Here is an 11,867-nt window from a genome sequence, read left to right on the forward strand (position 1 = left end):
CGCTGTTTTTAATCGCGCAACCACTCTATAAATGTGCTTTCCAAAAGTCCGTTTGATAATGATCATAGGCTTGTTGGTAGTATTGTTGTCGTTTTTGCTGATAAATGTACGCCACTCTTTCTAAGCTCTGACCGTACTTTTCCAGTGCACTTTCCCTATTATCGCCTTGTAACGCTTTGTGTAACATCGCCGCCGTAGCGATGGCATTATAAAGCCCTTGAGACGATAATGGATCAAAGCTTACCGCCGCATCACCACAGGCCGCCCAATTTTCACCATACGGTGTTGTTAATCGATTACTGCGTGCATTATTTGCATTCAATTTGCTGTTTATGAATCGCTCTAGAGGTAAGTGCTTTGATAACACATTCGTCTGAGTTAACTCATCTAGCCAATGGCTAGGGCGCTTTGTGATAGTACCTGCATTACTCGCACTGGTATGATAAATAACCAACAATTTTTTATTTGGCAATCGCGCCGCATACCACCAACCATTTTCTTGACTTTCCAGCAAAGTATTCGTTGTCATACTTTGATAGCTGTTATCGTCAATCTCAACTGACGCCCAAAGCGCCACCAGAGGCTCCCCCTTCTCTTTTTCTAGAGATAAATGCCGTGATAAGACACTGCTTCGCCCACTGGCATCGATAATAAAATCTGCGTGTAATGTGTGCTTTTCGTCGGTTTCCAATTCCCATCCATGGGGGTTTTTATACAGATTACTCAATCGATCGAAGAAAAACTGTGCACCGCTCTCTTTTGCTAGATGATGCAAATCCGATTCAAACTGCAATCTATCCAAACGCCAATCACAACCCTGTAAATGATGAATAAAATCTTGTTGCTCATACTGCCCAGCCCAATAAGATTCACTGCCTGCAATAAAGTCATGCTTTCTTTGGCTCAACAAAGGTAGATCTAGTTTTTTTAGTAAACGGTTTGTTGTAGCAGGCATGGATTCTCCCACTTTTTCATTCACCTCAGCAGGTTTATCCAAAATAGCAACTTTTTTCCCTGTTCGCGCCATTAATAGAGCAGAGACCAGTCCAGCAGGCCCCCCTCCAATCACGATCACATCAAATGCGTTCATAGTAGAAATAAGCTTAGTTAGTTGGTTTACGCTGACGCAAACGAATCGCATCGTTAAGTTGCTCTTCACTTGCCCAACCCGAATTGCGAATCCTTTCATCACGACTATTTGCTACCGCAGGAGCCACCGATTTCAGCATACGAGTTGCTGCCGCTTCGGTATAACCGTTGTTTTCAACATAAATCACCGTGGGGAAATCCGCATCATTTTCAATGCCAGGGCGCGCTTCAACAATCCCTTGCTCTGCAAATTCTGCAATCATTCTATCCATGACTTGTGCAATGCTGGGTTTACCGTTATCCGATTCCAAAGGTCGGTCAATAAAGCGATTCCAACTTAGTCGTCTATTGAATGCCGCGATGCGGCTGTTTCTAGGAAGAGAGTCATCCATCACAATGGCATAGTCCGCTTCGGACAATATGGTATTAGGCACACGAGCAGGCCAAAAACTCGGTTGGTACAGATCAAAATCAGGATCGTACCCGGCTCGACAATAAGCGGTATCGCCCTGCCAAGGCAACCCCATCCAACGAGTTAATCCACCCGCAACTTGTGCATGTAATGGTCCATCAATGGCTAAAACATTTTTCTGTGACAAGCTTGTTCCCCATTGATCGTCTTTTTCAGGAACCGAACTCTGACGAATCCGAAACGGTGCCGAATACATAGTAGGATGACGCATTGGCCATGTCATTTCACAACCGGGATGAAAAGCATCCGCCAAACAGAAATGCATTGCAGCCTTGTCGAGCATATGCGGCTGTTCAGATAAAGGAATAGCCTCTAAAGAACTTGGCTCTTCATAATTTTTATCCCAATCATCGATAAAATCACCATGAGCCCAACGCTGTAAATGCAACTGCTGCAAAGAAGGTAAAGCCAACATGGTATTAGGCGATTTTTGAAACAAATCCCCCCCGAAATCATCACCATATAACCATGGCCATAATCTTGGGTCATTTATCTCAGGTTGATTCGGTCGGAAACTGTTTAAAATGACCCGACGCAATTCATCGTATGGATCCAGTGCAGGACTAAGGGGGACAGAAGACAGTTTTTTGACGAAAACAGGGTCGTCGAAATTCATCTGTCCACCGCTACCGAAGAGCGTTGCAAAGACTTTGTTTACCCATTGCAAATTAGATAGACGCTGTAACTGAGGCAGCACATCCTGCGTAAAAGACGTCGTCTCTGGAACAGGAAACCACCCATTACTCACATAAAGATCCGTCATTAAGTCGTACATAGTTCGCCAACTTACTGCATCTGGAGCATAATTTGGTGGTGCACTAATCACCCATGAGCCCTCGACAGGAATATCAGAACCATCAATACAAACTTTGGCGTTTACGGGGCCATCAGCAATATCATCATACCAATCTGATGCATTATTAAACGAATCACCATCAGCAGAATCATAAGGAGGCAAACCTGAAGGAGATTTAGATACGCCATGGCCTCCTAAAAACAACAGATGACCATCGCAGTCCGTTTGCAACTCCCCCAAATAGACGTTTTCTCCTTTAAAAGAACCCGTATTAAACTGATATTCAGCACCACTCACCGAAGCGCCGCTAATGCTTACAGCATTTGGAGCAATAACCAACTCCGCTCGATCTCTTAATGATACTTTTGGGTTGCGTCTTGTTACCACCAAGTCTTTTGATTCGGGAATGTCCATCGCAGTAATAAAATGAAACCAGTTGGCTTTGGTATTCGCAACTTGGGCCGTCCAACAGATGTCTGCATTTGCATTCGTCAATTCACTAACCACTTCACCTGCTGCGTTATAGCCATAAAGACGAAAACGCGCGGCTTGACGCTTTAATGTGCCTTGAGGAGTCCGATAAAAACTACTTGGTTCTGCGGGTGCTGCCGTTACTTCAGGACCAATATAAAATTCTGTCTCGGCATTACCCACCCGAGACACACCAATACCAGGATGAATCGCAGCTCGAATAATCACTTTATCTTCTGTTGTTTTACCCACAATAACTCCTTTGACTACTTTTTATGAAGCGCAGGTACTAACAATCGTTATTAATAACTGAGACTAATAAAATAATGTAGGAGAACATAAAGTATAGAGAGTTCATCCACCTAAGGATTAAAGCTAGTGTTTTACATAAAACATGTCGATTACAGTTCAGTACAGCTAGAAGCACAGTCAAATTTTTACGGTAATATCACTACAAGCACAATCACAGTAAAAAACACTTTGGTGTAATCCCGTGTAATCGTATTTCATAAACTTTCCTTTAAGATCAATTACCTATCTATAATTATCGTTTCAGTTTTATATTTTAGATACTGTGTGTTTTCAAATACATAAAAACATTAGATAGTGTCTGTTACCTTCCGGAAGAAGGCGCACCTCCAGAATTCAGTTATGTGAATTAGGTGGATGTCGATGTGTCAGGGTGCAATATTGTTGTTACAAAACAGCCATATTGTAACGACACAGAATCAACCCATTTTGCTACTGTTTTGGACGTTTACTATGGTAACTCATCAAACATTTACAGATTATGTATCTGACCTTCAGTCAGTCAATGAACGACTCTCTCAAGCCATGAAGGATGGTGATTTGCCAAATAGTATCAACTTTACTGAGTTGGATGGTTCATGGCATGTTTGTGGCGAGGCTATGCTGTCTGGCTGGGAGTTAATTGCTAGTAATAACCCTTCTCGTTTTGAACTGAAACTTCCTTTTAAATCTGGTGACATCACAATTTTAGGGGATTTACACCATGTTATTTCTTTAGAGTCTTGCTCACTCTTTATTCAAATCGATTTACACAATCTAGAAAAAGAAATCAGTGATAAGGCGCGGTCTAATCACCCTATAATCAATGAAATAGATGCGATCAATTTGATAAGGATTGAAGACCCGAGCAGAATATTAAAGCCGTATTTACCTCACTTAAGCACCTCTCTCAGCACTTTCATTCAAAAGAGTCATCGCGCCATTGCATTGAGCATTCAAACTATTGATAACTTAAATTTGCATACCAATGTAAAATGGTTAGTCTCTTCGTTTCAATCAGAAAAAAAGGCTAACCAGACCAACAATACAGCCGAAAAATTAGCCTCTCATCCATCCAATGCTCATTATTTTGAATCGAACACGTCCTTGTCAGACCTTATGCCTTTATCAAATTTCATGGCCATTGGAAAAAGCTCAGGCATATTAATTCGCACTAAGTGGCTAATGAAATCGCTTATTTTACCCGCATTGCCTAATATCATTTCTCAAAGCGCTCAAGAAGACGATTTATCTATCTCAAACAATTATTGTATTGAAACAATCAGGCCAATCACCAGCTACCCAATAAAAATTGGTTCAAAAATTTACTCTACAAGCTACCATCATTTTAGAATGTCTCCCACTGATAACGGCATTATCTTGGAGGCATCAGGGACGTTAGCATCCGGCTCAAATGCCGAATTGAGTTTTTCCATCTATGCACAATACACATTGGAAAATATCAACAACGAAAACACGGTAACCTTGGTCCCCGCCGATAAACCAATTATAAAAGGACAAAAAAATACGACTTGGTATAACTGTCTCGATTTCAGAAGCGGTGCCAAAGCAGAGAGTATTTTTAACGCTATGCTTGACACTGTTTCAAATTCAATTGATCGTTCATTCAAATCACTGAACAAGCATTTAGCAAAACACGTAAGTAATTCTCTAACATCAATATAGTCTAAAAAGAAACAGCGTCATCGAAAACACCTTGTCGAATTCTAATATTTTCTATTTATCTATACATTGTCTAGGGAAGGTGCGAATAAGTCCTCTTGTCTCAGCATGTGGATAAAAGCCAGCTATTCGAGGCGAGTATCGAATGTGAATAGCTGGTCTATTTTCGAGATACTCAACAAAGAATACTGGCTTTTAGACCATGCCCTGCGGGTCTTAGTAGACTTATTCGCACCTTCCCTAGCACGTAACACATTAGTTTATTGGCGGTGCCTTTTCTAAAAGGGTTGGGTCAACCGTTAAGCTATGAATGTCTAAACACGACCTTTCCCTCTTTACTTCAGTCTCAATAATTGCCACGAGGCATTGATTAGCATGATCAAGCTTTTTGATCATGCAGAATCCTGTCTGACACTGCAGGTTTGAGGTACCGCTCTAATATCTTAAATAATTTATCTTTATCAATCGGTTTTGCTAAGTGACCATTCATACCAGATGCTAACGCTTTTTCAACTTCATCTGCTAAAACCGCCGCAGTAAGTGCCACAATAGGGAGGCTCTGTTGATTCTTACGTATGGCTTGAGTTGCGTCAAAACCGTCCATGTTTGGCATATTTAAATCCATTAGCACCAAATCAAATGACTCTTTTTCAACGGCCTCGACCGCTTCTATCCCGTCATTTGCATAAGAAACATCCGAAACAAATGGCCGAAGCATCTCTTGAGCAACCAAACGATTGATTTTATTGTCTTCCACCACCAGCACTTTACCAAGAAATTGCTTATTTAAGTACTTTGAATTGTCGATGATGTTAATCGGTAGTTCATCTGTCAACGCCAATGAGAGTGTGACATAAAATTGACTGCCGACGTTTTCTTGACTCTCAACCCAAACTTTCCCACCCATCTGCTCAACAAGACTTTTGACAATTTGCAGCCCAAGTCCAGTACCACCAAAGTTCCGATTCGTCGCTTGATTCGCTTGGGTAAAAGGAGAAAATATGCGCTCTTTTTCTTCATCAGTTATTCCAATCCCCGAATCACGAACGCAAAACATTAACTCTTGGACATAATCCGTCGACTTAACGACATTTAATGATAAGGACACTTCGCCGTCCTGAGTAAATTTTATCGAATTGCTCAGCAAATTATTCAATACTTGAGTAATACGAGTGGCATCCCCCAAATGAGCTGGCGCTAAAGATGGATCAATCACCGATTTTAAATAAATGTCTTTATTGTCAGCCTGTAATTGAAAAAAAGATTCCATATCACATACTAATTGCCCAACATTTACAGATGCCATTTCAAACACCAGCTTCCCCGCATTGAGTTTGGAATAATCGAGAATGCCATTCAAAATATTTTGTAAAAGGTGGCTAGAACGCTGGACTTTCTCAAGATGTGAGCGTTGCTTATCAGAAAGGTCGTCCGCCAGTACCGCATCCAATAAGCCCAACATACCATTCATAGGCGTACGTATTTCGTGGGACATGGTGGCCAGAAATAAAGATTGGGCCGCATTGGCTTTGCGTTGGCCATCAAGAGCGCGCTTTAGTGCAGCAGCATTCTCGACACTCTCCACCAGCGCTTTTTCTAAATGGTGTAAAATAATTAGAAGAACAAGGGTCACAGTAATGGTAGATATGCATAACCTTGTCCAGACAGTAGGGTCATAGGGAACATTAGAAAATGGCACTAAGAAGACAGTCGCTGCAATCATAAAAGCAGCCCCAATACGCCATATCCCGTTCACTAATAACGTAGAAAAAATAGCCCCTAGAGATAATAAAGCAGCAGGAGCAAGACCATTAATAATAATAAGAACAGACACCAAAGGAACCGTAAACACCACCCAAACTTTACCCAATAAGAGGCTATGTTTTCGTTTAGTCAAGGCACACACCGAAATTAAAAAACACACGATTGGAAAAGCAATAGCAATGTATAAATTATTAGGAGAACGACAAATAATCTCGCCCATTAATAGGATGGAAAACACGAATAGAGCTTTAAACCCCGTAATTCGGAACTTCTCTTCCACGAGAGCGGAAGTATTAGAGACTGGCTGAATATCGTCTTCGGTTACCATAGACCTTGGATTAACATTTTTAACGTTTCTAAAGTGATTGAGAATGAACATACCGTTAAATTACACCTTAATACTCAAATTAGCACTGATATTTTTTGACAGGGTACGTTCTTGCTATCACAACGAAAAACACCTCACTAAAAATATTTAACACGACTACCTTGTTTGTTTTCACCTAAAACAATGGCTTTTTTTGATAGAGCCCTGATTACGATATTGACTCCAATCGTTTTTGTACCGAGTCTGGAGGCCATGAGTGAGACTTGTATGCCCGTTTTACGAAAAAGCCTTATGGTATTCAATATTTCCGCTTGGCATTTCACCACTTAAAAGTAATGACTGAAAATACTCTGGAGGCACCCCTTTGAGAACTAACTCACCCAGTGCTTTGAAGCCAAACCGATTATAATATTCAGGCTCTCCCAGCAGCACGCAACCTTTAGCATCTAACTCACAAATAGCCTCTAAACCTGAAAGAATTAATTGTGAGCCAATACCTTGATTTTGATATTTTGGTTTAACAGAAACAGGGGCTAAGCCATACCAATCAATAAATTCATTATTAATTTTAACTTTGGAAAAAGCGATATGGCCAACCACCTCGTCTTTAATCTCTGCAACTAAAGACACAGAAAGTGCATTATCATCACGTAATGCAGTTAGTATTTTATGTTCAGTTTGATTGCTGTGAGGATGATTTTTGAACGCCTCAATAGTAATTATTTCAATAGCATTAATATCATCATTGCATTCTGGTAGAATATTTATATTCTGATTCATACACTTACCTAATCAAAAAACTCATAAAATACACCCAATTAAAAATAATCAACGCATCAGCTAATGCTATGAGAATACGGCCTATCAAGCAAACAGACTTCTAGCTCTTGGTATAACGACTTGTTCTTAACATAGCTATTTCTCATCCTTGGATTTTTTCCAATTTAGAGCGAAATTGATGGCACATCAATAACCACATTGGGCTTATAATTAGCCTATGAATGACACTACTGAATGTTATTAACCTTTTTAAAGCGCCTCACTTTAGTTCGCATATTTTTCATTAGCGCAGAAGTATTGAACTGAACCATTCGCCCAAATGTGCACTTTTTGTACCACAATTTCTCATATAATTCATCGTTGTTTAGGTCATCTAATATGGCCTGAATTTTCTGTACTGTCGCTTCAAATTCATCAAGCAGCTCAATAAATCCCCAGCCCTTATAATATTCATGAAAACTATTTGCGAGCAAACTAGGCTCGTTCTATTTAAAACCTATTTCAGGAAGATTAAGCAGCACACCTTATAGCTCCTATTGATTCCATTTTAGAACCCGTCTTCCCCAACCGATTAGATACGCAAGTGTGTCACAAACATTGATTTCAGTATCTTTGATACTGATTTCCCACGAAAGTTCAATAGAAATTGTTCGATAGTCTTCTAATGGTTTCAGGAATATGGTGTCGATGGCGCTTTGCTATTCCTCTTTTGACTTAGCAATCGATGACCTACTTACCCCATTCACATGGCCCCTCGTTAGAGGGCAAAAAAAGATACCCAATTAAACATAATCAACGCATCGGTTGATGCAATAAAAATACGGCTTCTCAGGCAAACTGGCTCTTGGTATAACTACTGGTTCTTGGTATAGCTTATTCCCCACCCTTGAATTTTTTCCAACTTATAATGCTATTAATAGAACATCAATAATCACACCTATCTGATTTTTTTTAATCTCTAGCCTGTTGAAATACATAAACTAGCTATATAGGTGGCTTATATTTAAACTGTGCAAATTCAAAGAAACCTTTCTTATTTTCATTAGAACACCTTTTAATCCCTCTCTTTAGCTATAACATGGAATGACGTATAAACATCAAGGTAATTATTCATGAAAGAGTCATTAGACATAAAGTTTGTATCCGATGTTATGTGCCCTTGGTGCGTAGTCGGACTCGGTAATCTTAATAAAGCCCTAGAAGAATTAGAAGACAAGGTTGCGGTAACATTAACATTTGAACCCTTTGAATTGAATCCATCGATGCCGCCAGAAGGACAAAATACTAAAGAACATTTAATCGAAAAATACGGTATATCAGAAGAGCAATCACGTCAAAATCGCACCATGATTACGGAACGCGGTAAAGAAGTTGATTTTGATTTTAACTTTACAGACGAAAGCCGTATGCGCAATTCCTTTGACGCCCATCGTTTACTGCATTGGGCACACACAGAAAACAAACAAGCTGAATTAAAAGCCGCGTTATTTAAAACACACTTTACCGACAACCAAGATATCAGTGACGTGACTATTTTAACCAACCTTGCCGCTGGCATTGGCTTAGACGAAGCAACGGCTAAGACAATCTTAGAAAGTGACCAGTTTTCCGATGAGGTTCGTCAGCAAGAAAAACTCTGGCAACAAAGCGGTATCACCTCGGTTCCAACTGCCATAATCAACAACAAATACGCAATTTCTGGAGGCCAACCCGTTTCAACGTTCAAACAAGCTATAGAAGAGATTATGAAAAAAGAACAAACAAGCGAATAAAAGTATGTTAATTTGGCCTTAACAAACTCAACAATGCGATTTTCCACATAGTAAAATTAAACGAAAAAAAGAGACAATGTTAAACTCTCATTAAAATCTAACTTCGTCTCTTTTATCAAAAATATTGATGAGACCTTTAATTATGCTTGAACTTAGCCTTAATCAGCGACAATACAATTTCGACCTGAAGACTTCGCTTTATACAGCGCTGTATCTGCTCGATTAAACCACTCCTCAAAAGACTCACCTATTTTAATCGTAACGATACCGATACTAATGGTTAATTTATCAACAGGAGAAAAGTCTGCTTGAGATATCTTTTCACGTACATTTTCTAAATGATGAAGAAGCTCATTAGTATTGGATTTAGAAACTAAAATAACAAATTCTTCCCCACTGGTTTGCTGGACGCTTACATTTATCAGCGACTTTAGAGGAAGCATTAAAAGATAAATTAAAAGATATTGAAGCTGAAAAATGGATGAAAAAAAATAAAAACGCTATTCAAGCCTACAATGATTTTGTAGATAATAATGGGGGTTTTGGTGATGAATTGAGAGAATTCTAATATCACAATTTGATGTCTACACAAACCCAAGCAAAAAAAGCCGCGAAGCATACCCATATATTAGTGATCTACAACACGAACAGTGATCCCTTTAGGGAAACTCAATCATTTTAGAAATGAGCAAATGCATGATTCAACCCCATTGATTGAATATGAAGATGAGCAATACATCCTACTCACACCTCAGATTGCTTCCATACCATCCAAGTTACTCAAAAGTCCTATCGGCTCAATTGAGTCATTACGAGATGACATTATAGCTGCAATCAACTTTGCAATTACTGGCATATAACGAGACTGTAGAATTTCTCATTCAAGAGAATTAGCCTCAATACCTTGCTAAGAGGCAATAAAATAGCGGGTTAAAATAAGCACTGCACGAACAATGGCGAACTGCTTTGTCGCCTAATTGACTTGTATGGATAATGGTTGAGAGTCAATTGTAGTACCGAAACACTTTCGTATTTAAAGCCACAGGAGAAAGAGACTATTTCGTCCGTTTCGCACAAAACTTCGGAGTAAACACTAGAACTGATCAGTATCGAAAATAACGACACGAACACTCTTTTTTTCATATAAATCCACCTGATTCGACAGATAGCCTAACGAGGCTGTCGAATTTTTCATTCAAAAAAACAGTCTCAAAAATAACGTTAACATAAACCTAAAATCACTCAGCTATGTGAAGAGTAGAGTTGTTATCGTACAAAAATTGGCTTTTAGATACTCTCCGCACAGAAATTAAATCACTGAATGTCTATTTTCGAGTAATTTTACAGCCTCAACACCTTGCTCAGCGGAAAAATGCGAGCGCGAACGAGTAGAGTTTTTCCAATGCAGAAAATTGTTAAGTGATACTTTGATTTACGGTTGCGATACAGTGTAGTTCAGTTGTAGCAAATGATGGAATCTTTATCTCTTCTGGTTTTAACAGTAATGGTATTTCGGTACAACCGAGAACAACACCTTCTGCTCCTGCAATATGGAGGCGTTCAATGACGTCATTGTATCCTTTCTTCGTACAATCACTAAACTTATTCATTACCAGTTCATCGTAAATTCGATCGTGAATATAATTTTTGTCTATTTGATTAGGAATGATAGTTTCTATTCCATATTTGGCCAAAATTTCCGGATAAAATACACCTTCCATTGTTTTCATTACTCCGAGTAACCCGACAGTCTTTATACCTTGTTTAGAAATAGCTAGCGCGGTTACTTCAGCGATATGTAGAAATGGGATACCAATTTTAGGTGCGATATCGGGCACAAATCGATGAACGTCGTTGCAAGAAATTACAATAAATTTTGCGCCTGCATTTTCGAGATTCCTACAAGCGTCCAGAATTATTTCGCATGCGGCATTCTCATCTTCTTGTTGAATAACAGCATCAACATAATCTTGACGATTGACACTTTCTAGTACAATTCTAGCAGAAGTTACTCCTCCCAGTTTGTCTTGCATGAGCATGTTTAAACGCTGGTAATACTCTGCTGTAGATACCCAACTAAGTCCGCCTAATAATCCTATTTTATTCATATTACCTCGAAATATTAAAGTTAATGATCATTTTTACCTTTACGCCTTACTAGACTGTAGAATTACCCACTCTCAGCCTATTTATTTAATGTAAAACCACAGTATTTCACATTCACCTAAGATTCAATAGACCATTCGATTTTCAATCATAGATTGATGATATCGAGCCGTAAATGAAGCTGGGCTTAAGGGTCGAACAGATGCGCCTCATGAGTGATTTACTGTCTAGAAGAAGACAGCTAATGGACATGCAAACGATGGAAAAAAATCGCTCTCAGATAATGCCTAAAACAATCTCTTCGTTCATAAAACCTAT

The 11,867-nt window shown here is 39.3% G+C and carries 10 protein-coding genes and 2 pseudogenes; 5 read left to right on the forward strand and 7 right to left on the reverse strand.

Annotated elements, in window-relative coordinates:
• Positions 1 to 25: 25 nt before the first annotated feature.
• Both ACMUMJ_RS14000 and ACMUMJ_RS14005 read right to left on the reverse strand, forming a co-directional pair.
• Positions 26 to 1,141 carry an NAD(P)/FAD-dependent oxidoreductase gene (locus ACMUMJ_RS14000; RefSeq protein ID WP_414679473.1) on the reverse strand — a complete coding sequence of 372 codons (1,116 nt, stop codon included), beginning with the start codon at positions 1,139 to 1,141 and terminating at the stop codon, positions 26 to 28.
• Complete coding sequence (locus tag ACMUMJ_RS14005) at positions 1,104 to 3,080, reverse strand: LodA/GoxA family CTQ-dependent oxidase (protein WP_414679474.1); 1,977 nt, start codon at positions 3,078 to 3,080, stop codon at positions 1,104 to 1,106. Before ACMUMJ_RS14005 ends, ACMUMJ_RS14000 begins: the two co-directional genes overlap by 38 nt.
• 420 nt (positions 3,081 to 3,500) lie before the next feature.
• Here ACMUMJ_RS14005 and ACMUMJ_RS14010 point away from each other — a divergent pair, with 420 nt between their 5' ends.
• Complete coding sequence (locus ACMUMJ_RS14010) at positions 3,501 to 4,802, forward strand: hypothetical protein (RefSeq protein ID WP_414679475.1); 1,302 nt, start codon at positions 3,501 to 3,503, stop codon at positions 4,800 to 4,802.
• Between the two features lie 376 nt (positions 4,803 to 5,178).
• On the opposite strand, the gene ACMUMJ_RS14015 is transcribed toward ACMUMJ_RS14010, so the two are convergent.
• The 3 genes and pseudogenes from ACMUMJ_RS14015 to ACMUMJ_RS14025 form a co-directional block, all read right to left on the reverse strand.
• A complete protein-coding gene (locus ACMUMJ_RS14015; RefSeq protein WP_414679476.1) occupies positions 5,179 to 6,942 on the reverse strand; it encodes an ATP-binding protein in 1,764 nt (587 codons plus the stop codon).
• Between the two features lie 225 nt (positions 6,943 to 7,167).
• Entirely contained in the window at positions 7,168 to 7,671 is a 504-nt protein-coding gene (locus ACMUMJ_RS14020) for a GNAT family N-acetyltransferase (RefSeq protein WP_414679477.1), read from the reverse strand.
• 227 nt (positions 7,672 to 7,898) lie between these two features.
• Positions 7,899 to 8,360, reverse strand: a pseudogene (locus ACMUMJ_RS14025) (ClbS/DfsB family four-helix bundle protein).
• Between the two features lie 423 nt (positions 8,361 to 8,783).
• Here ACMUMJ_RS14025 and ACMUMJ_RS14030 point away from each other — a divergent pair.
• A complete protein-coding gene (locus tag ACMUMJ_RS14030; protein ID WP_414679478.1) occupies positions 8,784 to 9,443 on the forward strand; it encodes a DsbA family oxidoreductase in 660 nt (219 codons plus the stop codon).
• Positions 9,444 to 9,601: 158 nt separating this feature from the next.
• Here ACMUMJ_RS14030 and ACMUMJ_RS14035 read toward each other — a convergent pair whose 3' ends face one another.
• Complete coding sequence (locus tag ACMUMJ_RS14035) at positions 9,602 to 9,886, reverse strand: GGDEF domain-containing protein (RefSeq protein WP_414679479.1); 285 nt, start codon at positions 9,884 to 9,886, stop codon at positions 9,602 to 9,604.
• Between the two features lie 20 nt (positions 9,887 to 9,906).
• Here ACMUMJ_RS14035 and ACMUMJ_RS14040 point away from each other — a divergent pair, with 20 nt between their 5' ends.
• Both ACMUMJ_RS14040 and ACMUMJ_RS14045 read left to right on the forward strand, forming a co-directional pair.
• Positions 9,907 to 10,011 carry a type II toxin-antitoxin system CcdA family antitoxin gene (locus ACMUMJ_RS14040; RefSeq protein ID WP_414679483.1) on the forward strand — a complete coding sequence of 35 codons (105 nt, stop codon included), beginning with the start codon at positions 9,907 to 9,909 and terminating at the stop codon, positions 10,009 to 10,011.
• A gap of 124 nt (positions 10,012 to 10,135) precedes the next feature.
• Positions 10,136 to 10,303 carry a CcdB family protein gene (locus ACMUMJ_RS14045; RefSeq protein ID WP_414679480.1) on the forward strand — a complete coding sequence of 56 codons (168 nt, stop codon included), beginning with the start codon at positions 10,136 to 10,138 and terminating at the stop codon, positions 10,301 to 10,303.
• A 555-nt stretch (positions 10,304 to 10,858) separates the two neighbouring features.
• Here ACMUMJ_RS14045 and ACMUMJ_RS14050 read toward each other — a convergent pair.
• Complete coding sequence (locus ACMUMJ_RS14050) at positions 10,859 to 11,551, reverse strand: aspartate/glutamate racemase family protein (protein ID WP_414679481.1); 693 nt, start codon at positions 11,549 to 11,551, stop codon at positions 10,859 to 10,861.
• Positions 11,552 to 11,736: 185 nt separating this feature from the next.
• On the opposite strand from ACMUMJ_RS14050, the pseudogene ACMUMJ_RS14055 reads away from it, so the two are divergent.
• Positions 11,737 to 11,867, forward strand: a pseudogene (locus tag ACMUMJ_RS14055) (IS110 family transposase); the annotation flags it as partial.

The sequence above is a fragment of the Marinomonas phycocola genome (assembly GCF_047525455.1).
Lineage (GTDB): Bacteria > Pseudomonadota > Gammaproteobacteria > Pseudomonadales > Marinomonadaceae > Marinomonas.

Excerpts from the sequence above, each read along its gene's own strand:
- ACMUMJ_RS14000 (WP_414679473.1), bottom strand. The coding sequence starts at position 1,141 with ATGCGATTCGTTTGCGTCAGCGTAAACCAACTAACTAAGCTTATTTCT.
- ACMUMJ_RS14010 (WP_414679475.1), top strand. The coding sequence starts at position 3,501 with ATGTGTCAGGGTGCAATATTGTTGTTACAAAACAGCCATATTGTAACG.
- ACMUMJ_RS14015 (WP_414679476.1), bottom strand. The coding sequence starts at position 6,942 with ATGTTCATTCTCAATCACTTTAGAAACGTTAAAAATGTTAATCCAAGG.
- ACMUMJ_RS14020 (WP_414679477.1), bottom strand. The coding sequence starts at position 7,671 with ATGAATCAGAATATAAATATTCTACCAGAATGCAATGATGATATTAAT.
- ACMUMJ_RS14030 (WP_414679478.1), top strand. The coding sequence starts at position 8,784 with ATGAAAGAGTCATTAGACATAAAGTTTGTATCCGATGTTATGTGCCCT.
- ACMUMJ_RS14035 (WP_414679479.1), bottom strand. The coding sequence starts at position 9,886 with ATGCTTCCTCTAAAGTCGCTGATAAATGTAAGCGTCCAGCAAACCAGT.
- ACMUMJ_RS14045 (WP_414679480.1), top strand. The coding sequence starts at position 10,136 with ATGCATGATTCAACCCCATTGATTGAATATGAAGATGAGCAATACATC.
- ACMUMJ_RS14050 (WP_414679481.1), bottom strand. The coding sequence starts at position 11,551 with ATGAATAAAATAGGATTATTAGGCGGACTTAGTTGGGTATCTACAGCA.